Source organism: Streptomyces halobius (genome assembly GCF_023277745.1).
Taxonomy (GTDB): Bacteria; Actinomycetota; Actinomycetes; order Streptomycetales; family Streptomycetaceae; genus Streptomyces; species Streptomyces halobius.
Genome location: NZ_CP086322.1, coordinates 2,757,521 through 2,782,355, shown reverse-complemented (window position 1 = coordinate 2,782,355; position 24,835 = coordinate 2,757,521). Strand labels below are relative to the sequence as shown.

At 70.4% G+C, this 24,835-nt stretch carries 19 protein-coding genes; 14 read left to right on the top strand and 5 right to left on the bottom strand.

What is annotated here, in order from left to right; genetic code table 11:
* The first annotated feature begins 89 nt into the window (after nucleotides 1–89).
* Nucleotides 90–2,399, top strand: a complete 2,310-nt coding sequence (locus K9S39_RS12810) for a nuclease-related domain-containing DEAD/DEAH box helicase (protein WP_406707919.1) — start codon at nucleotides 90–92, stop codon at nucleotides 2,397–2,399.
* Between the two features lie 241 nt (nucleotides 2,400–2,640).
* A complete protein-coding gene (locus tag K9S39_RS12805) occupies nucleotides 2,641–3,294 on the top strand; it encodes a hypothetical protein (protein WP_248863468.1) in 654 nt (217 codons plus the stop codon).
* 3 nt (nucleotides 3,295–3,297) lie between these two features.
* On the opposite strand, the gene K9S39_RS12800 is transcribed toward K9S39_RS12805, so the two are convergent.
* Nucleotides 3,298–3,873, bottom strand: coding sequence for a hypothetical protein (locus tag K9S39_RS12800; protein WP_248863467.1), 576 nt, complete (start codon nucleotides 3,871–3,873; stop codon nucleotides 3,298–3,300).
* A 288-nt stretch (nucleotides 3,874–4,161) separates the two neighbouring features.
* Between K9S39_RS12800 and K9S39_RS12795 the strand changes: the two genes are divergently transcribed.
* The 4 genes from K9S39_RS12795 to K9S39_RS12780 all read left to right on the top strand — a co-directional run bounded on the left by K9S39_RS12795 (nucleotide 4,162) and on the right by K9S39_RS12780 (nucleotide 7,351).
* A complete protein-coding gene (locus K9S39_RS12795; protein WP_248863466.1) occupies nucleotides 4,162–4,551 on the top strand; it encodes a cell division protein SepF in 390 nt (129 codons plus the stop codon).
* A gap of 55 nt (nucleotides 4,552–4,606) precedes the next feature.
* On the top strand, nucleotides 4,607–6,130 hold the full coding sequence (locus K9S39_RS12790; RefSeq protein WP_248863465.1) for a biotin transporter BioY: 1,524 nt from the start codon (nucleotides 4,607–4,609) through the stop codon (nucleotides 6,128–6,130).
* Nucleotides 6,127–6,486, top strand: a complete 360-nt coding sequence (locus tag K9S39_RS12785) for a nucleotide pyrophosphohydrolase (RefSeq protein WP_248863464.1) — start codon at nucleotides 6,127–6,129, stop codon at nucleotides 6,484–6,486. Before K9S39_RS12790 ends, K9S39_RS12785 begins: the two co-directional genes overlap by 4 nt.
* Before the next feature lie 409 nt (nucleotides 6,487–6,895).
* The gene (locus K9S39_RS12780) at nucleotides 6,896–7,351 is read left to right on the top strand and encodes a DUF6099 family protein (protein WP_248863463.1); all 456 of its coding nucleotides are present in this window, start codon (nucleotides 6,896–6,898) and stop codon (nucleotides 7,349–7,351) included.
* 251 nt (nucleotides 7,352–7,602) lie between these two features.
* On the opposite strand, the gene K9S39_RS12775 is transcribed toward K9S39_RS12780, so the two are convergent.
* Nucleotides 7,603–8,526 (bottom strand): LLM class F420-dependent oxidoreductase, encoded by a 924-nt coding sequence (locus K9S39_RS12775; RefSeq protein WP_248868713.1) that lies wholly within the window; start codon nucleotides 8,524–8,526, stop codon nucleotides 7,603–7,605.
* 238 nt (nucleotides 8,527–8,764) lie between these two features.
* Here K9S39_RS12775 and K9S39_RS12770 point away from each other — a divergent pair, with 238 nt between their 5' ends.
* The 7 genes from K9S39_RS12770 (at nucleotide 8,765) to K9S39_RS12740 (ending at nucleotide 21,265) form a co-directional block, all read left to right on the top strand.
* A complete protein-coding gene (locus K9S39_RS12770; RefSeq protein ID WP_248863462.1) occupies nucleotides 8,765–10,297 on the top strand; it encodes a 3' terminal RNA ribose 2'-O-methyltransferase Hen1 in 1,533 nt (510 codons plus the stop codon).
* Complete coding sequence (locus K9S39_RS12765; protein WP_406707918.1) at nucleotides 10,294–13,251, top strand: polynucleotide kinase-phosphatase; 2,958 nt, start codon at nucleotides 10,294–10,296, stop codon at nucleotides 13,249–13,251. The genes K9S39_RS12770 and K9S39_RS12765 overlap by 4 nt, the downstream gene beginning before the upstream one ends.
* Nucleotides 13,252–13,606: 355 nt before the next feature.
* Nucleotides 13,607–14,842, top strand: coding sequence for an arginine deiminase (locus K9S39_RS12760; protein WP_248863460.1), 1,236 nt, complete (start codon nucleotides 13,607–13,609; stop codon nucleotides 14,840–14,842).
* Nucleotides 14,843–15,021: 179 nt separating this feature from the next.
* Nucleotides 15,022–16,026, top strand: a complete 1,005-nt coding sequence (gene argF / locus K9S39_RS12755; protein WP_248863459.1) for an ornithine carbamoyltransferase — start codon at nucleotides 15,022–15,024, stop codon at nucleotides 16,024–16,026.
* Nucleotides 16,027–16,346: 320 nt separating this feature from the next.
* Complete coding sequence (locus K9S39_RS12750) at nucleotides 16,347–17,855, top strand: amino acid permease (RefSeq protein ID WP_248863458.1); 1,509 nt, start codon at nucleotides 16,347–16,349, stop codon at nucleotides 17,853–17,855.
* A gap of 243 nt (nucleotides 17,856–18,098) precedes the next feature.
* A complete protein-coding gene (locus K9S39_RS12745) occupies nucleotides 18,099–18,926 on the top strand; it encodes an enoyl-CoA hydratase family protein (protein WP_248863457.1) in 828 nt (275 codons plus the stop codon).
* A gap of 14 nt (nucleotides 18,927–18,940) precedes the next feature.
* On the top strand, nucleotides 18,941–21,265 hold the full coding sequence (locus K9S39_RS12740; RefSeq protein WP_248868712.1) for a bifunctional salicylyl-CoA 5-hydroxylase/oxidoreductase: 2,325 nt from the start codon (nucleotides 18,941–18,943) through the stop codon (nucleotides 21,263–21,265).
* On the opposite strand, the gene K9S39_RS12735 is transcribed toward K9S39_RS12740, so the two are convergent.
* The 3 genes from K9S39_RS12735 to K9S39_RS12725 form a co-directional block, all read right to left on the bottom strand.
* On the bottom strand, nucleotides 21,252–21,416 hold the full coding sequence (locus K9S39_RS12735; protein WP_248863456.1) for a hypothetical protein: 165 nt from the start codon (nucleotides 21,414–21,416) through the stop codon (nucleotides 21,252–21,254). The genes K9S39_RS12740 and K9S39_RS12735 overlap by 14 nt on opposite strands.
* Nucleotides 21,417–21,527: 111 nt before the next feature.
* On the bottom strand, nucleotides 21,528–22,145 hold the full coding sequence (locus K9S39_RS12730) for a ScbR family autoregulator-binding transcription factor (protein ID WP_248863455.1): 618 nt from the start codon (nucleotides 22,143–22,145) through the stop codon (nucleotides 21,528–21,530).
* A 567-nt stretch (nucleotides 22,146–22,712) separates the two neighbouring features.
* Nucleotides 22,713–23,369: a TetR/AcrR family transcriptional regulator gene (locus tag K9S39_RS12725; RefSeq protein WP_248863454.1), complete on the bottom strand. Its 657-nt coding sequence runs from the start codon at nucleotides 23,367–23,369 to the stop codon at nucleotides 22,713–22,715.
* Between the two features lie 485 nt (nucleotides 23,370–23,854).
* On the opposite strand from K9S39_RS12725, the gene K9S39_RS12720 reads away from it, so the two are divergent.
* Complete coding sequence (locus K9S39_RS12720; protein WP_248863453.1) at nucleotides 23,855–24,583, top strand: HAD family hydrolase; 729 nt, start codon at nucleotides 23,855–23,857, stop codon at nucleotides 24,581–24,583.
* Nucleotides 24,584–24,835 lie beyond the last annotated feature (252 nt).

Below are 24,835 nucleotides of genomic sequence, written 5' to 3'. Positions count from 1 at the left end.
CCAACTGTCACACCAACCGTCAAACCACTCGTCAGACGACGCGTCAAACGAACCGTCAAACGACCGGCATGAGACCCCTCATACGACGCGTGACCGAGCCTTCGCCGAGCCGCTGGGGCGCCGGTCTGCAGCTCGGCGCCACCCCACGGCAGCTATTGCACCACCGTGCAACGACCTATGGTCACTACTCCGCGTACGAGGGGGGCGAGTACATGGCGGCAGGCGGTTCGGCCGCACGTCGGGCTCAGGAAGCCCGGCTCCAGGAACGGCTGTTGCGCGAGCAGTGGCGGGCGGCCCGGCAGCGGGCACTGCGCTGGGAGGCGGCGAGCGAGGGCGAGCGGCGGGTCGCCGCGCAGCTGCTGGTGCTGACCGAGCGGGGCTGGCGGCTGCTCGTCGACCGGCGATGGCCGGGCACCCGCGCGGCCAATGTCGATATGTTGCTGATCGGCCCCGGTGGTGTCTTCGTCGTCGACGTCAAGAACTGGCAGGCCGCTCCGGAGACTTCGGACGGTGAGCTGCGCGCCGGGGGCGAGTCGCGCGACGAGCACCGGCGCAAGCTGCTGGCGGTGACGAAGACGGCGGAGGGCGCCGTGGCCTCGCTGGGCCTGTCCCCGGTGGCGGTGCAGCCGGTCATGGCCTTCGTGGGGCGGCAGGTCAACGTCGAGTTAGGGCGGATCCGGCTGCTGGGCGAGTACGAGATCGGACCGGCGCTGCTGCGTGAGCGCACCCGGCTCTCCGCGGCGCAGGTGCGCGCCATCGCCGAGCATCTGGAGCGGGTCTTCCCCGAGTACGAGGACCCGTCCGCGAAGCGGAGCGCGCCGGCCCGAGGCGCACCAACCCCACAGTCCGCACGCACCCCACAAGCCGCACGAAACTCGTGGCCCCCGGTGGCCGGACGGACGGGGCAGTCAGACCGGGCGCCCGCGCGGACCGTTCCGTCGCGCAGCCGTCCACGGCAACCGGGATCGGAGCCCGACGGCCTCTTCGACCTCGACGGCCTCTGCCAGGCCGCGCTGGACGAGGCACGTCAGGCGCCCATCGAACAGTGGATGACCTTTCTGCACCCTGACCAGGTCGCGCTGGTGCGCCGTAACTGGGCCGGCCCCGCCCGTATCAGCGGTCCGGCCGGCACCGGCAAGACGGTCGTCGGACTGCACCGTGCGGCCCACCTCGCCCGGCACACCACCGGCCGGGTCCTGTACGTCACCTTCGCGAACAACCTGCCCCGTGTGCAGGGCACCTTTCTGAAGACCATGGCCCCGGCCGTGGCGGACCGGATCGACTTCCGCAGCCTGCACTCCTGGGCCCAGGAGTTCCTGAAGGGACGCGGTGTGCCGGTCCAGCTGAACAAGGCGAGGGCGGAGACGGCTTTCAGCTTCGCCTGGAAGGACGTCGGACGGGACAGCTGCCTGGCCGAGATCGACCCGTCCCCGCACTACTGGCACGAAGAGATCAGCTACGTCATCAAGGGGCGCGGCATCGCCTCGTTCGAGGAATACGCCGCCGTCGCCCGCCGCCGTCGACGGACCACCCTCCGACGCGCTCACCGGCGGGCGGTCTGGGCGCTGTACGAGGCGTATGAGTCCCACCGGACCGAGCGCGCCGTGCACGACTTCAACGACATTCTCTCCCTCGCCCTGGAAGAGGCGACCGGCGCCGGCGACTCCCCCTACCGGGCCGTCATCGTGGACGAGGTCCAGGATCTGACACTCGTCGGAGTGCGGCTGCTGTACGCCCTGGTCGGCGACACACCCAACGGCCTGCTCCTGGTCGGCGACGGCCAGCAGGCCGTCTACCCGGGTGGCTTCCGGCTGTCGGACGCGGGCGTCGACATCCGTGGCGACCGCGGCCAGGTCCTCCGTACCAACTACCGCAACAGCAAGGAGATCGTGGACGCCGCGCTGGCCATCGTCGCCGAGGACTCCTTCGAGGACATCGACGGCCTTCGTACCCCGGGACGACGGGACGTCGACCTGACCTATCACGACGGCCGGGTGCACCGCGTGGTGAAGCCGACGGCGGCCGAACACGACCAGGCGCTCGTGGCGGCCCTGCGCGAGCTGACACCCCAGGAGCGGTCGGACGCCGCCGTACTGTGCTCGTCGAAGCGCGCCATCGACGGCTACCAGCGCCTTCTCACCCAGGCCGGCATACGCGTGTGCCTGCTGGAGCACTACGACGGACACACCGTCGAGGCCGTGAAGCTCGGCAGCTATCGCCGCGCCAAGGGCCTGGAATTCAAGCGTGTCTATCTGCCGCTGCACGACGCCGATGTGCCAACGGGCCCCGAATCGGCCGAGACGGCACGTGAACGCGGCGAACTGGCCCGCAGCCAGCTCTTCGTCGCCATGACCCGCGCCCGCGACGTTCTGTGGCTGGGCAGCGTACGACCGCGATAGGCGGGGCAGGGAGCGACCCCGCACGGACGACGGTGCACCGTACAGGGCGCGGAGACTACCCAGCCGACCCCGTGCCCCCCTTCGCGTAAGCGGCGGACCCCGTCGTACGCGCGGGCGTGGGCGCCCCGGCTGCGCCGTTCTGCGTCGACGTGGCGCTTCGCGCCCTGCAGCGCCTGCCGGATCCGGCGGGACCCTGATCGGACCGACGAGTGCTCTTCGAAGGGGGCGTGCCGTGATTACCGTGGGGCAGACGCTGGCACTGCAGACGGTCGAGAACTTTCTGACGGAGGAGGAACTCACTCAGCTGCGGAAGATCGTGGCCACCGGACTCGGCGGCTGGCGGCCCGCCTTCCAGGCGCAAGTGGTCGAGGCGCCGGAAGAGGCACAGGACATTCTGCACAGTGCCCTGGAGCGTGCGCTGCCCGTGCTGCGCCGTGTGCTCCCGTCGGTGCGGAGCGCCGCGCCCTGGGGGTACACGGAACTGGGGGAGGGCGAGAGCGTGCCGGCGCATATCGACGGGATCGTGGACCCGGCGGCCCGCCCGCGCCGCTCGGGCCGGATCGGCGTGGTCCTCGACGACGCCGACCGGGGCGGCGGATTCTACGTCGAGACATCGTCCGACCCGGTGCTCTGGGACGGCCGGATCGCCGGTCCGGAGGACGGCTTCGCACCGGACACTCCGCTCACCCGGCACCTTCCCGCCGGAACACACGGGTTGCAGCAGCACGACCAGCAGCCGGGATGGCTTCAGCGCGCGCACCGTACCCGGTGGATGTGCGATGCGGGGCCGGGCACCGTCGTCGCCTACGGGGCCCAGGTGCTGCACGGCGTCACTCCCGTAGTGGACGGGCGACTGCGAAAGTTCGTCACCGACCTGCTCGACGACACCCTCTAGAGCTCAGGCGCCCTCGCCGTTCTGGTGGGCGTCCCGGGCCGCGTCCACGAAGTCCTCCAGCGCCTTCCAGAAGGGGTTGTAGGCGGCGTTAAACTCTTCGTGGTTGTCGCGCTGGTTGTCCGTATCGCCGTTGCGGGCACCGCTGTTGCCATCCAACTCGGCCTTGAAAGCCGAGAAGAAGGGACCGGTGGCCTTTTGGAGGGCGAGCGCCGCCGCGGCCGCTGCGGCCGGGCCCTCCAGCTCCACGACGCGTGCGCAGCGGCGCATCCGGGCATACTCGGCGATCTCCCGGTCGTACAGCTCGTGGAGAGCTGCCGTACGGTCAGCGGATTCGGGCAGCCGCAGCGACGCGGATATCTCCCAGTACAACTCGCCCATCCGGTGGGTCTGTTCGATCAGATCCAGATAGGCCGTACGCCGGCTCTCGCGCAGCCGCTCGGCACGCTGCGACCGCGCGACTATCTCCGCCTGGATTCTGGCGGCCTGGGTGCTGCCGCGGCTGGTGACCCAACTGGCGAGCACCGCGGTGCCACCGGTCAGCGCCGCGATCGCCACGGTCCATACAGTGCTGTCGCCCACGTGGCGCCACGATACCCAGCAAGAAACGCGTGAGGTGCTGCGGCTACGGGAGGCCCAGCGTGGACGACTGTACCGACCTCCGTCACAAGGGGGGATGAACGGGCACACACAAACTCGACGCAAGATATCTGCCGACGTCGTCGGCACTGGTCAGGGGCCATGGTGCAGGATGGGGCAGGGGTGCGGCGCCGCGTGTCGCATGTGACAAGCTTTGTGTGTTTATCCCTAGAATCGTGCGATGCAGATACCGCCGCAGACAATCAGTGCCCCTCTGGGTGAGGTGATTCGGTGAACGACCCCGATGCCACCGACGAGCAGTGGGAGGGGCTCGCCGAGGTCGTCCCGCTCCGCAGCGGCAGCGAATGGCCGTCCTGGCCCGACCACCGCGCCCTCCCCGAGGAGGAACCGGCGGAGGAAATGCGGCGGTTCATCGTCATCCGCGTGCAGACCTTCGCGGACGCGCGCGAGGTCGCCGAGTACCTCATGGCGCAGATCCCGGTCCTGCTGGACCTCAGCAGCGCCGACACCGATGTGGCCAAGCGCATCCTGGACTTCTCCAGCGGGGTTGTCTTCGGGCTCGGCAGCGGAATGCACCGCGTCGACACCAATGTGTTCCTGCTGGCGCCGATCGGCACCGAGGTCGCCGAGGCGGCGGGCGGTACCGTCCCCCGTTCGTAGGAAGAGCTGTCGGGCGTAACGGTTCTCCGTGCGGGGCGCTGCATAGCGTCCCCACATGGATACCGACAGTGTGCGGCCGGCGGTCACCGAATTACGGCTGTCCGCCTTCAAGTCCCATCGAGGCGTCACTTTGCCGCTCGGCCCGTTGACGCTGCTGAGCGGGGAGAGCGGCAGCGGCAAGTCCAGTGCGCTTCAGGCTTACGAGATCCTCGCCAGGCTCGGCAGTGGTGAGCGGCTGGCGCGGGCCGTCGAGGTGGTGGCGGGCGGTGCGACGGCATGCGTTCCGGCGGGCGCCCGCCCCGACGGCCAGGGGCGGCGTGGGTTCCGTATCGGCTGCACGGTCGACGGACCGGCCGGCCCGGTCAGCCTCGATCTCGCCGTGCAGGCCGAGCCCGAACTGCGCATCGTCGGCGAGCGGTTGACCGGTGGCGGCCAGACGCTGCTCACCACGGCCCTCACCGATCCGTCCCGCCCCGCCGTCCAAGCGGCCTGGCACACGGCGGGTGCCACTCCGGTGACACGTGCGCCGCTGCCCGACGACCGGCTGGGCACCTCGCTGCTGCCGTTGCGCGTCGCGGGCAAGACGGCGGGACAGCGACTGGTCCTGGCCGCGGCGGAGCAGGTCGTGGTCGCGCTCCGGTCAGCGTTCGTCTGCGATCCCCGGCCGGAAGTGATGCGCGCGGCGGGCAGGGGTGGGGACGCTGCGCAGGGTGGGGGTGACGGCCACGGCGGTTCCGGTGGGGGAGGTGCGGTGCGGAACGGGGCTCGTGGGGGTGGCCGGGAGGGGAGTTCCGGGGGATCCCGTGGGGCCGGGCGCGGGGGTGCGCGTGCCGGGCGCCGGGGCGGTGGCGAATCCGGCGACTGGCGGCGTGACGGGGACGAGGAAGTGGTGGATGAGGGGCGGCTGAGGCCGTCCTGCGACAACCTTCCCGCGGTGCTGGACCGTACGAGTCGCGAATGCAGGCGACGGCATGAGGTGCTGGTCAGGGCCGTACGGGAGGCGTCCACCGGCCCTGTCGACGGGCTGCGGGCGGTGCCGCGGCAGGGGAGTGCCGAGGGGGCGGTGGATGCCGGGCCCGGGGTGGGGCAGAAGGCCGGGGTCGGGTCGGCGCCGGCAGCCCAGGGGGCGCAAGGGCCCCGGGTAGCTCAGCTGACTCAGCCGTCACGAGGTGCTGAGGCGGCTCAGGCCGTGAGCGGGTCCCCCATGGTGGACGCGTCCCAGGCGGGGCGTGGCTCACAGGGCATGCGGGCCGTCATCGACCGGGGTGCCTTGGGGGCGCTGCCCATCGAGCAGCTCGGGGACGGTGAGCTGCGGTTTGTCGCGCTGGCGCTGGTGCTGCTCACCGGCCCGGGGGTGCTCGCCATGGACCCGGCCGGGGAGATCCCGTCGGCTCAGCAGCAGCTGACGGTCCTGGCGGACGGGATGGACCGTTGCATGGACCAGCGGCAGGCGCGGGAGCTGGTGTCGCTGGCCGTACGGATGACTGAGCGGGGGCATGTCCGTCTGCTGGGGACGGTGCGCGACCCGTCGGTCGCCGAGGGGCTGCCCGATGTACGGGTGCTACACCTGGGGGTATGAGTGAGGATCTTCAAGCCCTGCAGCGACGACTCGCCGCCTTCGCGGCGGCCCGGGACTGGCAGCAGTACCACACCCCGAAGAACCTGGCCGCGGCGCTCAGCGTCGAGGCCGCCGAACTGGTGGAGATCTTCCAGTGGTTGACTCCTGAGGAATCGGCGAAAGTCATGTCCGACCCGGAACGCGCCGGCCGGGTCGAGGACGAGGTCGCGGACGTACTGGCCTATCTGCTGCAGTTCTGTGAGGCCCTGGGGATCGATGCCCTGACGGCACTCGCCGCGAAGATCGAACGCAATGAGTCACGCTTCCCGCCGGGGCCCTCGGCACGCCCGGACCGGCCGCGGGGGAGCGAGGGGTAGGGAACGGCCGGGCGGCAGCCGGGGCACGGGAGAGGTGCGCGGGGCTCCGGGCGCGCCCTGCCGCCTTCCTGCCGAGACGTGCACTTCCTCCCTGCTGAGGCGTGCCCTCTCCTCCTGGCGCGGTATGTCGGCCGACGGGCGGGGATCGCGTGGATCGGCGTGACGGTAGTGTCGGCGGCGGTTCAAGTGGCCTGTAGTGGCAGGGCGGTTGGCGGGGACAGGGTGGCGCAAGGGGGAGGAGCGGGTCTGAACCCGCCATTTGTCACTCTCCGGAGTCATGGATCTCTCCACAGCGCCTTGGTTGTCCACAGATTTGCGAATTCCCCTGGCGTTTTTGGGTGTTGACCCTCACTCTGGGTAGTGGAAAGAGTGTAGGTGAAAGTGACGGAGAGGGAAGGAGGGGGCGCGGATGGACGCGGTGCGGATCATCGCGGCCAACCGGCGCGGTCTGGCGCAGGCGGGCACGGCTCATGACGTGGTCGTCGAAGCATGGCAAGCGCAAGCTTTGTCGGAGGCGATCGGTAGCCATCTCGCGATATTCGGGCCCTATGAAGTCCGGTCCAGAGCACGCGGGTTGGGCGACGCGGGCGGGCGGTTCAGCGGGGGACTGCTGTGCTCGGGGCCTGCGACCGGTGGGCTGCGGGCGGCTCAGCTGTCCGAAGTGCGTGATGTCAAGGCCGCTTTGGCCGGCATGTGCCAATTGCTGCAAGAGGTGTGCGAGGCGCTGGTGAGTGTGGTGTCGACCGCGGATGAGGAGGGGATGTACTGGACCTGTGTCGAGGCCATCGACATGGCCGATGAGTCGAGGGACCGCGTGGCCGGAATACTCGAAAAGCTGGAGGTGCGCGACAGGGACCTCGCCTGATGGTGCACCGGCCCGTCCTGGAGTGGTTCCGCGCCGGCTGAATCGGCGGTGCCACTCGATCGTGAGTCCAGCAGCGCTCACGCCGGAGCCCATGCCTACGCCCGCGTTTGTGCCTACGCCCACGCTCGTGCCTACGCCCAGGCCCCCACGCCCGTTGCTCCGTCCGGCCATGCGCGGGGAGTGCCACCGCTCCTGCGCCGGTCGGCGTCCCGCCGGGTGTGACGCGGCTCGTCCGACGGGACGCCCGGTGTTCAGGAAAGCTGCGGCATGACCTCCGCGGCAATCAGTTCCATGTGGTCCAGGTCGTCAAGATCCAGCATCTGAAGATAGACGCGCTGCGATCCCAGGGCCGCGAACCGCCCCAGCCTTTCCACGACTTCGGCCGGGGAGCCCGCGAGCCCGTTGGCCTTCAGTTCCTCGACCTCCCGCCCTATGGCGTCCGCGCGTCGCTCGACCTCCGCGTCGCTCTTACCCACACACACCACGAGAGCATTGGAGTAGACGAGATCATCCGCCTTCCGGCCACGCTCCTCGGCCGCTGCCCGTACCCGCTTGAACTGCCGCTCCGTGTCCTCCAGCGATGCGAAAGGAATGTTGAATTCGTCGGCGTACTGCGCGGCGAGAGCCGGAGTGCGCCTGGCGCCGTGCCCGCCAATGAGGAGAGGCACATGCGACTGTGCGGGCTTCGGGAGCGCCGGAGAATCCTGCAGTTGGTAGAAATTCCCGTCGAAGGTGAAGCGCTCGCCCACAGGCGTGTCCCACAGGCCCCTGATGATCGCCAGTTGTTCTTCGAGCCGGCCGAACTTCTCCTTCGGGAACGGGATTCCGTAGGCGGCGTGTTCCTCCGCGTACCAACCGGAGCCGAGGCCCAGGTCCACCCTCCCGCCCGACATCTGGTCGACCTGCGCGACCTGAATGGCGAGCACGCCCGGGAGGCGGAAGGTACCCGCCGTCATCAGCGTGCCGAGCCGGATCCGCTGGGTCTCGCGGGCCAGACCGGCGAGGGTGGTCCAGGCGTCCGTAGGGCCGGGCAGTCCGTCGACATTGCCCATGTGCAGGTAATGATCGGAGCGGAAGAAGGCCCCGTAGCCGAGCTCTTCCGCCGTCCGCGCGACGCGGAGGAGCGTCTCGTAGGTGGCTCCTTGCTGGGGTTCGGTGAAGATGCGAAGTTCCATGCCGCCCATATTGCCTTGGTGATCGCTGCCGGCACGACCCGGCGGGAGCGCCTGGCCGGCCGTGGCAACCCCGCCGTGCGCGTGGCCGGGGGAGGCCCTGAATGTGCTCATGGAACGGCTCATGGGCGGGCTTATGGACGCGCTTTTGGAGGGGGGCATCGGTGGCCTGCTCGATCAATCGTCGCTGCTGCCGGAAAACCGGTGGGGGATCGAGGCAGGTCACGTAATACTCAGACGTGTGTTCCTGACGATAACCACCACTGGCAGCGCCGAACGTCCCGCGACCGACCTCGGATTCCTGCTGCACAAGCATCCCGACAAGGCGCAGCAGTTCTCGACGTCGTACGGCACCGCGCATGTGCTGTACCCGGAGGCGGAAGCCGAGCGGTGCACGGCCGCGCTGCTGCTGGAGGTCGATCCCATCGCCCTGGTCCGCCGGGGCAGGGGAAAGGGCCGGGGAGGTGCTCCGGATTCGGCGCTCGGGCAGTATGTGAACGACCGGCCGTACGCGGCCTCCTCACTGCTGGCGGTGGCGCTGCGGAGCGTCTTCGCGAGCGCGATGAAGGGACAGTGCCCGGCGCGTCCCGAACTGGCGGAGCAGGCGCTCCCGTTGCGTATCGAGGTGCCGGTGCTGCCTGCCCGGGGCGGTGCGGAACTCGTACGGAAGCTGTTCCAGCCGCTGGGATGGACGGTGCTGGCCGAGCCGCTTCCGCTGGACGAGACCTTCCCGGAGTGGGGCGATTCGCGCTACGTACGGCTCGTCCTGGACGGGAAGCGCAGGCTCGCCGACGCGCTGCGCCACCTGTATGTGCTGCTGCCGGTCCTCGACGACGCCAAGCACTACTGGGTCGCGCCCGATGAGGTCGACAAGCTGCTGCGCGCCGGCGAGGGCTGGCTGGAGGACCACCCGGAGCAGCGGGTGATCGTCGGCCGCTATCTGGCCCGGCGCCGGTCGCTGACCCGGCAGGCCATGGAGCGGCTGGAGCTGGAACGCCTGGCCGAGGCCGACGACGCCCAGGTCGAGGAGATCGACAACGCGGTGGACGAGGAGACCGACACCGAGGAGAAGCCGGTACCGCTCGCCGTACAGCGGCGCGAGGCGATTCTCACGGTGCTGCGCGGGTCCCGTGCGGCGCGGGTCCTCGATCTGGGCTGCGGACAGGGCCAGTTGGTCGGTGCGCTGCTCAAGGAGATGCAGTTCACCGAGATCGTCGGGGTGGATGTGTCGATGCGGGCGCTGCACGAAGCCCGGCGCCGACTGCGTCTGGACCGGATGCCCGAGCGGCAGTCGGAGCGGATACGTCTCGTACAGGGGTCGCTGGCGTACACCGACAACCGGCTCAAGGGGTATGACGCGGCGGTGCTGAGCGAGGTCGTCGAGCATGTCGATCCGGCGCGGCTGCCCGCGCTGGAGTATGCGGTGTTCGGGGCGGCCAGGCCGAAGACGGTTGTGGTGACGACGCCCAACGTCGAGTACAACGTGCGCTGGGAGTCGCTGCCGGCCGGCCATGTACGCCATGCGGACCACCGCTTCGAGTGGACGCGGGAGGAGTTCCGTCAGTGGTCGCGGGAGGTCGCCGAGCGGCACGGTTACGTGGTGACCTTCGGTCCCGTGGGGCCGGCGGACCCAGAGGTCGGTCCGCCGACCCAGCTCGCGCACTTCCGTACGGCGGAGGTCGACGGCTGGGAGCGGCAGGCGAACGGCGGTGAGAGGGCGAGCGGTTCGGGGAGCGCGAACGGCCCGCGGAGCATGAAGGAAGCTGCGGCATGACGGACGCCGACCGTACAGGGACAGGCCACACAGGGACAGACCGTACAGAGACGGGCCACACAGTGTCGGACCACACAAGGTCAGATCACGCGGGGACAGGCCGCACAGAGACACACCGCGCAAGGACAGAGCCCGAGAACGTGAGCGAGACCGTGAGCCAGAAGCACACCAAGGGAAGCGGGAGCCGGCCGTCCCGCTCCCTCCCCGTGCCCGACCTCTCCCTCGTCGTGCTGGTCGGGGCCACCGGCTCCGGCAAGTCCACCTTCGCCGCCCGGCACTTCAAGCCGACCGAGGTCATCTCCTCCGACTTCTGTCGGGGGCTGGTCAGCGATGACGAGAACGACCAGGGGGCCAGCCGCGACGCGTTCGACGTGTTGCACTTCATCGCAGGCAAGCGGCTGGCGGCCGGCCGGCTGACCGTCGTGGACGCCACCAACGTGCAGTCCGAGTCCCGCGCCCAGCTGGTACGGCTGGCGCGCGAGCACGACGTCCTCCCGGTGGCGATCGTGCTTGACGTTCCGGAGCAGGTCTGTGCCGAGCGCAATGCCGCGCGGGCCGACCGGGCCGGGATGCCGCGCCGCGTCATCCAGCGCCATCAGCGTGAACTGCGACGATCTCTGCGGCACTTGGAGCGTGAAGGCTTCCGCAAGGTACACATCCTGCGCGGCCAGGCGGAGGCCGAGTCGGCCGAAGTCGTCACCGAGCGGCGGTTCAACGATCTGCGCCACCGCACCGGCCCCTTCGACATCATCGGGGACATCCACGGCTGCCGCTCCGAGCTGGAAACCCTGCTCGGCCGCCTGGGATACGCGCTGGTGCACGATGAGTCCGGCCGCGCCGTGGACGCCGCGCATCCGGAGGGCCGTACGGCCGTCTTCGTCGGTGACCTGGTCGACCGGGGGCCGGACAGCCCCGGTGTGCTGCGCCTGGTGATGGGCATGGTCCGGGCCGGCCACGCACTGTGCGTGCCGGGCAACCACGAGAACAAGCTCGGCCGTTACCTCAAGGGACGCAAGGTCCAGCACACCCACGGCCTGGCCGAGACCATCGAGCAGCTGGACAAGGAGGACGACGCCTTCCGCGCCGAGGTCCAGGACTTCATCCAGGGCCTGGTCAGCCACTACGTCCTGGACGGCGGCGGGCTGGTGGTATGCCACGCCGGGCTGCCGGAGAAGTACCACGGCCGGACGTCGGGCCGGGTCCGGTCCTTCGCGCTGTACGGCGACACCACCGGCGAGACCGATGAGTTCGGCCTCCCGGTGCGGTACCCGTGGGCCGAGGACTACCGGGGCCGCGCCGCCGTCGTCTACGGCCACACGCCAACCCCGCGCGCCAGCTGGCTCAACAACACCATCTGCCTCGACACCGGCTGCGTCTTCGGCGGCACCATGACCGCGCTGCGCTGGCCGGAGCGCGAGCTGGTCGACGTACCGGCGGAGCGGGTCTGGTACGAGCCCGCCAAGCCGCTCACCACGGAAGCCCCGGGCGGTGCGGACGGCCGTCCACTCGACCTGAACGACGTGGCGGGCAAGCGCATCGTGGAGACCCGCCACATGGGCCGGCTCGCCGTCAAGGAGGAGAACTCCGCGGCCGCGCTGGAGGTGATGAGCCGCTTCGCGATCGATCCGCGGCTGCTGCCCTACCTTCCGCCGACGATGGCGCCCTGCGCGACGTCGAAGGAGGAGGGCTACTTGGAGCACCCGGCGGAGGCGTTTGCCGCCTACCGTGCCGACGGTGTGCGGGAGGTGGTGTGCGAGGAGAAGCACATGGGCTCCCGGGCGGTGGTCCTGGTCTGCCGCGACGAGGCCGTGGCCGCCGGCCTCTTCGGGGTGCCTAAGGGCGTGACCGGCGCGCTCTACACCCGTACGGGACGGCCGTTCTTCGACGACGCCGAGACGACGGAGCACATTCTGCGGAGGGTCCGCGACTGCGCGGAACGGGCCGGGCTTTGGGCCGAGCTCAAAACCGACTGGCTGCTGCTGGATGCCGAGCTGATGCCATGGTCCCTGAAGGCAGCCGGTCTGCTGCGCAAGCAGTACGCGGCCGTCGGCGCGGCGTCCGGTGCGGTGTTCCCGGGTGCGCTCGGCGCCCTGGAGGCGGCGGCCGCACGGGGAGTCGATGTATCGACACTGCTGGAGCGGCAGCGCGACCGTGCCGCGGACGCGGCGGCGTTCACGGACGCGTACCGGCGTTACTGCTGGCGGGTCGGGACAGAGACGGCGCGGATGGCAGGGGCGCGGGAGGCAGCGGCGCCGGCAGCCGGGCACCCGTCCGCCGTGGCGAGCGGGAGTGCGGACCGGCAGGCCGGGGCCGATGCGCTGGACGGCATACGGCTCGCCCCGTTCCAGATCCTCGCCGTGCAGGGCCGCAGCCTCGCCGGGCTGCCGCACACCGAACAGCTTGCGCTGATAGACCGGCTCATCGCGGCGGAACCCGAGATCGGGGTGGTGGGCGACACCGCAGCGGCAGGCGAGTCCGCGCCGGCGGGCGAGTCCGCAGCGCGCGACGGCGCTGCGACAGCGGTTCCCGCGGACCGGCTCGGGCTGCTCGCGCCGACCCGTCGTCTCATCGTCGACACCGAGGACGAGGCATCCGTCGCGGCCGGTATCGCATGGTGGCTGGATCTCACCTCGGACGGCGGTGAGGGCATGGTCGTCAAGCCGGTGCAGGCACTGGTGCGTCAGAAGGACGGGCGCCTCGTACAGCCGGGCATCAAGTGCCGCGGCCGCGAGTACCTGCGGATCATCTACGGGCCGGAATACACCCGTCCGGAGAACCTGCAGCGGCTCCGCATCCGCCACCTCGGCCACAAGCGCTCGCTGGCCCTGCGCGAGTACGCGCTCGGACTGGAGGCACTCGACCGCTTGGCGGACGGCGAACCGCTGTGGCGCGTGCACGAGGTGGTCTTCGCCGTGCTCGCGCTGGAAAGCGAGCCGGTGGACCCGCGGTTGTAGGAGCGGCACCGAGGCCGTGGGAGCGGCCCCGAAACGTCACGCCACCCGCGTCGTCCGGAAGACCGGCGGTAGTCGATCGGCGGTACGCCGACGGCGCGGGTGAAGTGGCGGCGGAGGTCGGCGGCGGTCCAGAGGCCGGAGGCCTGACGCAGCCCCGAGGCCCCGGCCCTGACGCAACCCGGAGGGCGTCGTCCCTGACGCAACTCGGAGGCCAGCCCTGATACCGCCTGCCCTGATAGGCCGCCCTGATGCGCCAGCCGCCCTGATGCGCCAGCCACCCCCACCATCCCGCCGACATCCCCGAACATCGCTCTCGCGCCGTTCATCGGGCCCCGGAAGCGGCCAAGATGGGGAGATGGGATTCCATGTCGACTCCGAGGCCGGGCGGCTGCGCCGGGTCATCCTGCATCGCCCCGATCTGGAGCTGAAGCGGCTTACGCCGACGAACAAGGACGCCTTGCTCTTCGACGATCTGCTGTGGGTCCGGCGGGCGCGCGCCGAGCACGACGGGTTCGCGGATGTGCTCCGGGACCGGGGCGTGGCCGTGCACCTCTTCGGTGATCTGCTGGCCGACTGCCTGCGGACCCCCGAAGCGCGCACGCTCGTCCTGGACCGCGTCTTCGACGAGAAGGAGTACGGCCCGCTGGCCACCGGCCATCTGCGGGCGGCCTTCGACGAGCTGCCGGTGCCCGAACTCGTCGAGGCGCTGGTCGGCGGCATGACCAAGCGGGAGTTCCTGGAGCGGCACGCCGAGCCGACCTCGGTCCGCTTCCATGTGATGGACCTGGACGACTTCCTGCTGGACCCGCTGCCCAACCACCTCTTCACCCGCGACACCTCCGCCTGGGTCTACGACGGGGTGTCGATCAATGCCATGCGCTGGCCGGCCCGGCAGCGCGAGACCGTCCACTACGAGGCGATCTACCGGCACCACCCGCTCTTCCAGGGCGAGGACTTCCACGTCTGGTCGGAGGGCCAGGCGGACTTCCCCTCGACCATCGAGGGCGGCGACGTCCTGGTGCTGGGCAGCGGCGCGGTGCTGATCGGGATGAGCGAGCGGACCACTCCGCAGGCCGTGGAGCTGCTGGCGCGCGGGCTGTTCGCGGCCGGCTCCGCGCGCACGATCGTGGCGCTCGACATGCCCAAGCGGCGGGCCTTCATGCACCTGGACACCGTCATGACCATGATCGACGGGGACACCTTCATCCAGTACGAGGGCCTGGGGATGCTCCGCTCGTACACCATCGAGCCGGGCTCGTGCGATCAGGACCTCAAGGTCACCGACCATCCGCCGGAGCATATGCACCGCGCCATAGCGGCCGCGCTGGGTCTGGCCGACATCCGCGTGCTCACCGCGACCCAGGACGTGCACTCGGCGGAGCGGGAGCAGTGGGACGACGGATGCAATGTGCTCGCGGTGGAGCCGGGCGTGGTCGTGGCCTACGAGCGGAACGTCACGACGAACACCTTTCTGCGCAAGCGCGGCATCGAGGTGATCACGATCCCGGGGAGCGAGCTGGGCCGGGGCCGGGGCGGACCGCGCTGTATGAGCTGCCCGGTGGAGCGGGACGCGGTCCCGGGCGCGGTCTGAGAGCCTGTCCTCGGCCGATCCGGGTGGGCGGTGGCGGCAGGGGCCCACCCGTGGCTTCGCCCACACCCCCCGTATAGAGATGCGGAAGTTCGTATAGACTTCCATCGTCTGGTCGCGTCCCCGGCCGACCGCACGCCCGACCGCCACGAACCACAACCGTCACGAACCAGGAGCCCACCATGGCGACAGACCTCAGGGGCCGCCACTTCCTCAAGGAGCTGGACCTCAGCGCCGAGGAATTCCGCCGACTGATCGACCTGGCGGCCGAGCTCAAGGCCGCCAAGCGCGCCGGGACCGAGGTCGCCCGCCTGCGGGGCAGGAACATCGCCCTGATCTTCGAGAAGACCTCCACGAGGACCCGCTGCTCCTTCGAGGTCGCGGCCGTCGACCAGGGTGCGTCGACCACCTACCTCGACCCGTCCGGCTCGCAGATCGGGCACAAGGAGTCGGTCAAGGACACCGCCCGGGTCCTCGGCCGGATGTTCGACGGCATCGAGTTCCGCGGCAGTCGGCAGTCGGACGTCGAGGAACTCGCTGCGCACGCCGGTGTGCCGGTGTTCAACGGGCTGACCGACGACTGGCACCCGACCCAGATGCTGGCCGATGTGCTGACCATGGTCGAGCACGGCGGAGGGCGCGCCCTGGAGGAGACCGCCTTCGCCTACCTCGGTGACGCCCGCAACAACATGGGCAACTCCTACCTCGTCACCGGCGCCCTGCTCGGTATGGACGTACGGATCGTGGCGCCAAAGCGGCTGTGGCCCGAGGAGAAGGTCGTCGCCGCGGCGCACACGCTTGCCGAGACCAGTGGCGCGCGGGTCACGCTCACCGAGGATGTCGCCGAGGGCGTGCGCGGAGCGGACTTCGTCGCCACCGACGTCTGGGTCTCCATGGGAGAGCCCAAGGAGGTCTGGGACGAGCGGATCGCGCTGCTCGCCCCGTACGCGGTCACCATGGACGTGCTGCGCGCCACCGGCAAACCGGACGTGAAGTTCCTGCACTGTCTGCCCGCGTACCACGACCTGGGCACGTCCGTCGGCCGGGAAATCCACGAGCGGCACGGGCTGTCGTCGCTGGAGGTCACCGACGAGGTCTTTGAATCCGCGCATTCGGTGGTCTTCGACGAGGCGGAGAACCGGATGCACACCATCAAGGCCGTGCTGGTCGCGACGATGGCGGGCTGAGGCGCCGACGAGGGGCGGGGAGAGCGGCAGGGCCCAGCGGCAGAACGAGCGGCAGGCCGAGCGGCAGATCATCCACCGTATTGCCGTCCACCGGATCGCCGCCCACCCGCTCACCGTCCCTCGCCGAGGCCGGCCCCGTCCGCCCGTCAAGCCCGTTTGCGCACCCCGTACGCATACTCATACGGCGAGCTGGGCGATCATGCAGTCACAGCGGCTACCATCGAGCCGCTCACGGGGTTCGGGCCCACCGGTCCGGACCCCGTGAGCGTGGGCCCCACCCCCGCCCGCGCGCACCGCACCACCAGAGAGAGAACCACCCCATGGCTTCGTCAGGTCCGTCCGGACTGCGCATCAAGTCCCCCGACCTCCTCGTCGCCGAATCCGGCGTGGACCGTGCGGGCAACGGCCTCCAGCGCAGCATGGGGCTCTTCCAGCTCGTGTGCTTCGGCATCGGCGCCATCGTCGGCACCGGCATCTTCGTCGGCCTGTCCGACACCGTCGCCGAAGCCGGCCCCGCCGTCATCGTCTCCTTCGTGCTGGCCGCCCTCACCTGCGTCTTCACCGCCTTCTCCTTCGCGGAGCTGGGCGGCGCGATACCGGTGTCCGGCAGCTCGTACTCCTACGCGTACGCCACCCTCGGCGAACGCACCGCCTTTCTCGTCGGCTGGTGCCTGCTCCTCGAATACGGGGTCTCGGTCTCGGCGGTCGCCGTCGGCTGGGGCCAGTATCTGAACGAACTGCTGGGCAGCCTGATCGGCTGGGAGCTGCCGGCGGCGCTCGCCAGGCCGCCCGGTGACGGCGGCATCGTCAACGCCCCGGCCGTCGTCGTGATACTGCTCGCCGCCCTCCTCCTGGTCCGCGGCATCCGGGAAAGTGCCCGTGCGACCGCCGCCATGGCCGTCCTCAAGCTCGCGATCCTCGCGCTGTTCTGTGTGATCGGCTTTTCGGCCTTCCAGGACGGGAACCTCTCGCCGTTCGCACCGGAGAGCGTCGCCGGCATCACCTCCGGCGCCTCGGTCGCGTTCTTCTCCTACATCGGCTTCGACGCGATCACCACGGCCGGCGAAGAGGTCCGCAATCCGCGCCGTAACATCCCCATCGCGATCATGATCTGCATCGGTGTGGTCACCGTCCTGTACTGCCTGGTCGCCGTCGCCGCCATCGGCGCGCTCTCCTCCGACCAGGTCGCCGACCAGCCCGCCGCACTCTCACTGATCGTCAACCGTGTCACCGACTCCACGCTCGGCGGCGGAGTGATCGCCTTCGGCGCGGTCGTCGCCATCGCGTCCGTCGTCCTCGCCGTGATGTACGGCCAGACCCGCATCCTGATGTCGATGTCGCGGGACGGCCTGATCCCGCGGATCTTCGAGCGGATCTCGCCCCGGACCGCCACCCCCGTCGCCAACACCTGGATCGTCGCGGGCGTCTTCGCGATCCCGGCGGCGGTCGTGCCGCTGGACGTCGTGATGAATCTGACGACCATCGGGACGCTGGCGATCATGGCGGTGGTCAATGTCAGCGTGCTGGTCCTCCGCCGTACCCGCCCCGGTCTGCCGCGCCGCTTCCGCGTCCCGCTCTTCCCGCTCAGCCCGGTCCTCGGCATCGGCTTCTGCGGCTATCTGATCTACGGGACCGGTCCGGCGACCTGGCTGCAGTTCGTCGGCTTCCTGGTCGTCGGTTCGCTGGTCTACGCGCTCTACGGGCGGCGGCACTCGCGCCTCGGTGCGGCGCCGCGGGAGCCGGTCGGCAGCGAGGCCCCTGATCCGACTCTGACTTCTGATCCGACGGCTCCTGACCCGGCTCTGACTTTCGGATCGCGGGGAGCGTGAGCCATACAGCCCCGGTGCCGGTGCCGGTGCCGGTGCCTGTGGCGGTCGCGATGGTGGAGTCGGGATCCCTGCGCCGTACCGGGAACTGACTGCCCGTCACTCACATGCGATCCATCCCGTCACCCATCTCCATCTATATCGCGCATCCATGACGGCAGTCACGAAGCAGTGATAGCTTCAAAGGGCAGCAGGCACCGCCGACCACAGGCACCAGCCGTCCGGCTGAAGGGGGCAGGCAGCCCGATGAGCCCGTTCGCAGGATCCGCCCGCAGCACCGACACCTGGCAGCACATCCGCGTGACCAGGGACGACGGCATCGCCACCGTCACCCTCGCGCGCCCGGAGAAACTCAACGCGCTCACCTTCGAGGCGTACGCCGACCTCCGCGACCTGCTCGCGGAAGTGTCCAGGGAGCGCTCCGTACGCGCCCTCGTCCTCGGTGGGGAGGGCCGCGGATTCTGCTCCGGCGGAGACGTCGACGAGATCATCGGCGCCACGCTGGGAATGGACACCGGGCAACTGCTCGACTTCAACCGGATGACCGGGCAGGTCGTACGGGCCATCCGCGAGTGCCCCTGCCCGGTGATCGCCGCCGTCCACGGGGTCGCGGCCGGTGCCGGAGCCGTTCTCGCCCTCGCCGCCGACTTCCGCGTCGCCGACCCCTCCGCGCGCTTCGCGTTCCTCTTCACCAAGGTCGGACTGTCCGGCGGCGACATGGGCGCGGCCTACCTCCTGCCCCGCGTCATCGGCCTCGGCCATGCCACCCGACTGCTGATGCTCGGCGATGCCGTCCGTGCCCCGGAGGCCGAACGCCTCGGCCTCATCAGCGAATTGGCGGACGAGGGGCGGGCCGACGAGACGGCCGCGGCGCTCGCCCGGCGGCTCGCCGAGGGGCCCGCGCTCGCGCACGCCCAGACCAAGGCCCTGCTCACCGCCGAACTCGATATGCCGCTCGCCGCCGCCGTCGAGATGGACGCCGCCACCCAGGCGCTGCTGATGAACAGCGCCGACTACGGCGAATTCCACGCCGCGTTCACCGAGAAGCGGTCGCCCAAGTGGCAGGGGAAATAAGCGTGGCGACCGCCATGCGGGTCGCCGTCATCGGCGGCGGGCCCGGTGGGCTCTACGCCGCGGCCCTCCTCAAGCGCCTCGACCCCACCCGCGACATCACCGTCTGGGAGCGCAACGCCCCCGACGACACCTTCGGTTTCGGGGTAGTCCTCTCCGACGAGACCCTGGGCGGCATCGAGCACGCCGACCCGGTGGTGTACGAGGCACTGCGCCGTGACTTCGTGCGCTGGGACGACATCGACATCGTGCACCGGGGCCGGACCCTGACCTCCGGGGGGCACGGTTTCGCCGCCCTCGGCCGCCGCCGTCTGCTGCAGATCCTGCACGAACGCTGTGCCTCGCTCGGCATACGGCTCCGCTTCCGCGAACCGGCCCCACCGGCCGAGGAGCTGGCGTCCTGCCACGATCTGGTCATCGCCGCGGACGGTGTGCACAGCCTGACCCGGGAGGCCCACCGGGAGGCGTTCGGGCCGCAGATCACCACCCACCGCTGCCGCTATATCTGGCTCGCCACGGACTTCGCCTTCGACGCCTTCCGCTTCGAGATCGCCGAGACCGAGCACGGCGTCGTCCAGCTCCACGGCTACCCGTTTGCCCGCCCGTCGCCCGACCACCACCCCTCAACGAGTCCCTCCGGGCCGCGGTATCCGTCCGGTGCGAGCACCGTCATCGTCGAAATGCGCGACGAGGTCTGGAGGGCGGCCGGCCTCGACCGCTGTGACGCGCACGCGTCGAGTGAATGGTGTGCCCGGCGCTTCGCCCGCGCACTGGGCGGCAGGCCGCTGCGTTCCAACAACTCCTCCTGGACCGCCTTCCGTACGGTCGTCAACGACCACTGGTCGCACGGCCGGATCGTGCTGCTCGGCGACGCCGCGCACACCGCGCACTTCTCCATCGGCTCCGGCACCAAGCTCGCCATCGAGGACGCGCTGGCGCTCGCCGCGTGTCTGGAGGAACAGGGCACCCTGCACGAGGCACTCGCCGCGTACGAGACCGAGCGGCGCCCCGTCGTCGCCTCGACCCAGCGCGCCGCCCGCGCCAGCCTCGCCTGGTTCGAGGATCTGGCGACCTACGCCGACCAGCCCCCGCACCAGTTCGCCTTCAACCTCCTCACCCGCAGCCGCCGGGTCACCCACGACAACCTGCGGTTGCGCGACGCCGAGTTCGTCGCGTCGGTGACGAAGGAGGCCGGTATCACGCCCGGCACCCCGCCCATGTTCACGCCCTTCCGGCTCGGTGACCTCACGCTGCGCAACCGCGTCGTCGTCTCACCGATGGACATGTACTCCGCCGACGGCGACGGCACCCCCGGCGACTTCCACCTCGTCCACCTCGGCGCCCGCGCACTCGGCGGCGCCGGCCTGGTGATGACGGAGATGGTGTGTGTCGGCCCCGAAGGGCGCATCACCCCCGGCTGTACGGGGCTGTACGCGCCGGGACATGAGACCGCCTGGCGCCGGATCACCGACTTCGTGCACGCCGCCGCCCCCGGCACCGCCCTCGGCGTACAGCTCGGCCACTCCGGCCGCAAGGGCTCCACCCGGCTGATGTGGGACGGCATCGACCAGCCGCTCCCGGACGGCAACTGGCCGCTGGTCGCCCCCTCCGCGCTGCCGTACCGGCCCGGCGTCAACCAGGTGCCGCACGCCCTGACCGAGCCCGAACTCGCCACCGTACGGGAGCAGTTCGTCCGCTCCGCCGAGTCCGCCGCCCGCGCCGGATTCGACCTGCTCGAACTCCACTGCGCGCACGGCTATCTGCTCTCCGGCTTCCTCTCACCGCTCACCAACCACCGCACCGACGCCTACGGCGGCGACCTCACCGGCCGGCTGCGCTTCCCGCTGGAGGTCTTCGACGCGGTCCGCACCGTCTGGCCGGCCGGGCGTCCGACGACGGTCCGTATCTCCGCGACCGACTGGGCGGACGGCGGCACCACCGCCGAGGACGCGGTCGCCATCGCGGCGGCCTTCGCCGAACACGGAGCCGACGCCATCGACGTCTCCACCGGGCAGGTCGTTCCCGACGAGCGTCCCGACTTCGGCCGCTCGTACCAGACGCCGTTCGCCGACCGGATCCGTAACACCGTCGGCGTGCCGGTCATCGCCGTCGGCGCGATCTCCTCCTGGGACGACGTCAACTCCCTGTTGCTGGCCGGACGCGCCGATCTCTGCGCGCTGGCGAGGCCGCATCTCTACGACCCGCACTGGACGCTGCACGCCGCCGCCGAACAGGACTACACGGGACCGGGCGCCCCCTGGCCGCTGCCGTATCAGGCGGGCAGCCGCACCCCGCCGACCGGGCGCACCGACGGACCGAAGCCCCGCCTCACCCTGCGGTGACGGGGTGGCCGGCTCGGCCCGGGGACCGGTCGGTGGGGGAGGGCACCACATCCGCGCGGTAACCGGCGACCAGCCGTGGGGCGATGGCCTCTGTCAGCGGCAGCTCACGGGCGCCGGCGGGCCGCAGATCGCGGTATGCGCGGCGCGGCATACGAACCGTGTGGTCTGTTATCCCGGTGCCGAAAAGGGCCGCGGAGGGTCTGGGCGCAGCAGGGCATGGACAAGGAGAGTCGTTCCTGCACCGGATGGTGAGCGACGGACGTCAGACGGCGAGCTTCACGCGGCGCCCCTGCGGGTCAAGATGACTGAGCACGCCGGGCGATGCCAGACCCGGGAGGGTGTGCTTCCACAGGGCCGTGACGCGGTGCGGCAGATCGGCGCGGTCGCTCGCGGCACGGGAGAACAGCTGCACCCCCATATACGCGGCGACGAAGAACTCCGCCGCCCGTTCCGGCACGACGGCGGACAGCAGCTCACCGTTGGCACGGGCCTCGGTGAACATCGTCGTGATGATGTCCGTCCACGCCTGATAGGGCATCAGCGGATCCTCACTGAACGTCGTCTCGACCGCGATCCGCGTCCCGGCCTGCAACAACGGGTCGCTGCGCAGGGCCAGCGCCACCTGGTGGGTGAAGTCGATGGCGTCCTGCAGCCGGGAGTCACTGGCCTGCGGCAGGAACGGAGCGATCTGTTCCGTGACGACCGCGCGGGCCAGTGCGGTCTTGGAGGTGAAGTGGAAGTAGACGGCCCCCTTGGTGACTCCGGCGCGCTGGGTGATCTCGGCCATCGTGGCGGCCTGGTACCCGCGGCTGCCGATGACATGAGCCGCGGCTTCGAGGACGGCGCGTCGGGTGCGCAAGGCGCGTTCCTGCTTGACCACCGATCATCCTCCATATGCATCTTGGAGTTGTTGTGCCTGAGGGTGACCAGCCGTCCGGTGAGGGCTCAGTCACGCGCTGCATCATAAAGAAGCCAACCAGGCGGTATGGAAATCCGAGACGACATGGTGTTGACGTGTTCCGGCGCAGTGCCACTGGGGCGGCACGGTCCGATGCCGCGCACCGTCCGCGCTCAGGGAGCGCCGTACGGGAACTGACCTCGGGGCATTTCAGGGCGCCGCCGGGGCGCCGGAGCCGGGTTCGCGCCCGGATCGCGGCTCAAACCGGGACCGGTGCGCACTCGTGTGAGGACGGTGTGGTCACGTCCATCACCCGTACGGATGGCGGGGGTTCACCGATGTACCGGATGTCGTGTGCTCGGACGGGGAGGGGATGACGGCGGACGGCGGTGGAGGTGCTGCCGTCCGCCCGCTTCGGTGGTGCTGGTGCTGGTGCTGGTGCTGGCGCTTGACGTTCGGGATCGGGGGCGGGGGCCGGGAGGGGGTGTGAGGGGATCGGAGGTGATCGTGGCGTGGGCGGTGGGCGCCCGAGGCCGTCCCCGGAGCGGTTCAGCCGGCCGGGATGCGGTCCGGCGCCGGGGTGCCACTGGCCACCGCGCCCGACAGCAGTGTCCACACACCGATGAGGGACTCCTTCTCCCACCACGTCCGGTCCGCGCCGCCGAGGTGCAGCAGGCCCACCACGACCGAGGTCAACAGCTGGGCGCTGCGCCGCGGTTCGGCGTCCGATACCTGCGGACCATCGGGGTCGCCCGGCCCCAGGGGCCCGAGGGATCCCGCGGGCGAACCGGTCCCGCAGGTGACCGCCTTGTCGAGGAACAGCGCGTACCAGCGGTGCTCCAGGGCGTGGATGTCGAGCCCCGGCGCGGTCTCCGGCCGCAGCCGCAGCCCGGCGCGCAGGACGACGTCGGACTCCACCCGGGCGAACAGCTCGACGGCGAAGTCGCGTACGGCGAGGGTGAGGGGCTCCGGGGAACGGGCGAAACCGTCCTCGATCTCGCGCAGCGTGGCGAGCGCGGTGTCGCGCACCGCGAGGGTGAGGTCGTCCTTGGACGTGAAGTGGAAGTAGAGGGCGCCCTTGCTCAGGCGGGCCCGCCGGCTGACTTCGACCATGCCCGCCGCGGGCACTCCCTTCTCCAGGAAGGTCTCTGCCGCCGAGCGGATGAGCGCCTGGCGGCTCTGGATGGCGCGATGCTGCGTGGGCACGGTGTCCGTCCCGTCTCTAGTACGGCTGCGAGCTCACTGCAGTCTACAGAACAAACCAACCATGCGGTTCTGTATGCCGAAGTCAAGTGGCCAGATCTGCAAGTGCCTTGTCGCGAACTCGTCTATGGCGGATTGCTTCGGCGGTCGGTGGCCACCGTGGAGCCCGCGCTCACCAGTGTGGCGTTGCGGGGATGAGCTGTCGACCCGTAAGGGTATGGCAGGGGCACATTGACAAACAGCGCAGGCGGTTTTTAAATCGGCAAAGGCGGTGAACGAGATCCAGCCCTCCCGTTGCAGCCGCCTCGACCTCGCGTACCGCCGTTGGAGGGCGGTACGTCATGGCGAGACCGCCTCCGCCACCACCCGTCGTCGACCGCGGGCCGCCTCATCGGCCGAGTCAGCAACGTCACCCGAGCCACTGCATCCAACGGAATCCGGAAAGGTCTCCAGCCATGCGCGTACCAGCGGAAGTTCGCGAACGTCCTGTGAGAGGCGCGCGGTGCGCCGGCGGCGAGACGATCAAGGCCGCCGTCTTCGATCTCGACGGCACGCTCGCCAACACCCTGCCAGCGATCAGTAAACTGCTGGTCAGGGTCGCGTCGGAGCAGGGCTGTTCGGTGACCGCGCGGCAGGCGAAGGCCGCCATCGGCAAGCCTCCCGGCCCCGCCTTCGGCCGCCTGCTGGGCAGGCCGGAGGACGACGGCCGGGTGCAGGCCGCCATCGCCCGCTACCGCGAACTGTTCTCCTACGAAGTCCTTTGCCAGGGCCCGCAGCTGCTCTTCCCCGGTGTCACGGCGGGGCTCTCCGCGCTGCGTGCCCACGACGTCGAGCTGGCCGTCGCCACGTCCAAGACCACCCGGAGCGCCGAGGCGCTGCTCGACGTCATGGGCATCCGCGACCTGGTCGGCCCGGTCATCGGACAGGACATGGTCCGGCGCGGCAAACCGCACCCGGAGATGGTGCTGCGGGCGGCCGGCCGGCTGGGAGTCGCGCCCGGGGAGAGCGCGTATGTAGGGGACACCGTAGGGGACATGCGCATGGCGGTGACCGCGCGCATGGAACCGGTCGCGGTCACCTACGGCATCGGCTCGTTCGGCGAACTCGCCGCGGTCGCGGGCACCCGGATGTGCAGCTCCTTCAAGGACGTGGTATCCGTGATCGGGGCCGCCCGGCCCCGGCCTGCCGCGGCCGTGGGTGCGCCACGTCGACGCTGAGGGCGAGGACGCGACGGGCCACACCGGATCCTCCGTCGGCGGGAGTTCCACCCGGATTCCCCGTCGGCGGGAATCCCGCCAGGATCCTCCGTCAGCGGGTATCCCGCCCGGATCCCCGTCGGCGGGTGTCCCACCGGGGCCCCTCCGCCGACGCGGGTTCCGCCGGGCCCCTCCGTCGGCGCGAAATCCGCCCGGCCCTCCCGTCGGCAGGACTCCCGCCCGAATCCGCAGCGGTGGGAATTTCGCCGGCCC

What these genes read in the sequence shown, in the direction of transcription:
- K9S39_RS12790 (WP_248863465.1), top strand. Translation starts at nt 4,607, where the DNA reads ATGGATACCGACAGTGTGCGGCCGGCGGTCACCGAATTACGGCTGTCC.
- K9S39_RS12785 (WP_248863464.1), top strand. Translation starts at nt 6,127, where the DNA reads ATGAGTGAGGATCTTCAAGCCCTGCAGCGACGACTCGCCGCCTTCGCG.
- K9S39_RS12780 (WP_248863463.1), top strand. Translation starts at nt 6,896, where the DNA reads ATGGACGCGGTGCGGATCATCGCGGCCAACCGGCGCGGTCTGGCGCAG.
- K9S39_RS12775 (WP_248868713.1), bottom strand. Translation starts at nt 8,526, where the DNA reads ATGGAACTTCGCATCTTCACCGAACCCCAGCAAGGAGCCACCTACGAG.
- K9S39_RS12765 (WP_406707918.1), top strand. Translation starts at nt 10,294, where the DNA reads ATGACGGACGCCGACCGTACAGGGACAGGCCACACAGGGACAGACCGT.
- K9S39_RS12760 (WP_248863460.1), top strand. Translation starts at nt 13,607, where the DNA reads ATGGGATTCCATGTCGACTCCGAGGCCGGGCGGCTGCGCCGGGTCATC.
- argF (WP_248863459.1), top strand. Translation starts at nt 15,022, where the DNA reads ATGGCGACAGACCTCAGGGGCCGCCACTTCCTCAAGGAGCTGGACCTC.
- K9S39_RS12750 (WP_248863458.1), top strand. Translation starts at nt 16,347, where the DNA reads ATGGCTTCGTCAGGTCCGTCCGGACTGCGCATCAAGTCCCCCGACCTC.
- K9S39_RS12745 (WP_248863457.1), top strand. Translation starts at nt 18,099, where the DNA reads ATGAGCCCGTTCGCAGGATCCGCCCGCAGCACCGACACCTGGCAGCAC.
- K9S39_RS12740 (WP_248868712.1), top strand. Translation starts at nt 18,941, where the DNA reads ATGCGGGTCGCCGTCATCGGCGGCGGGCCCGGTGGGCTCTACGCCGCG.
- K9S39_RS12735 (WP_248863456.1), bottom strand. Translation starts at nt 21,416, where the DNA reads ATGCCGCGCCGCGCATACCGCGATCTGCGGCCCGCCGGCGCCCGTGAG.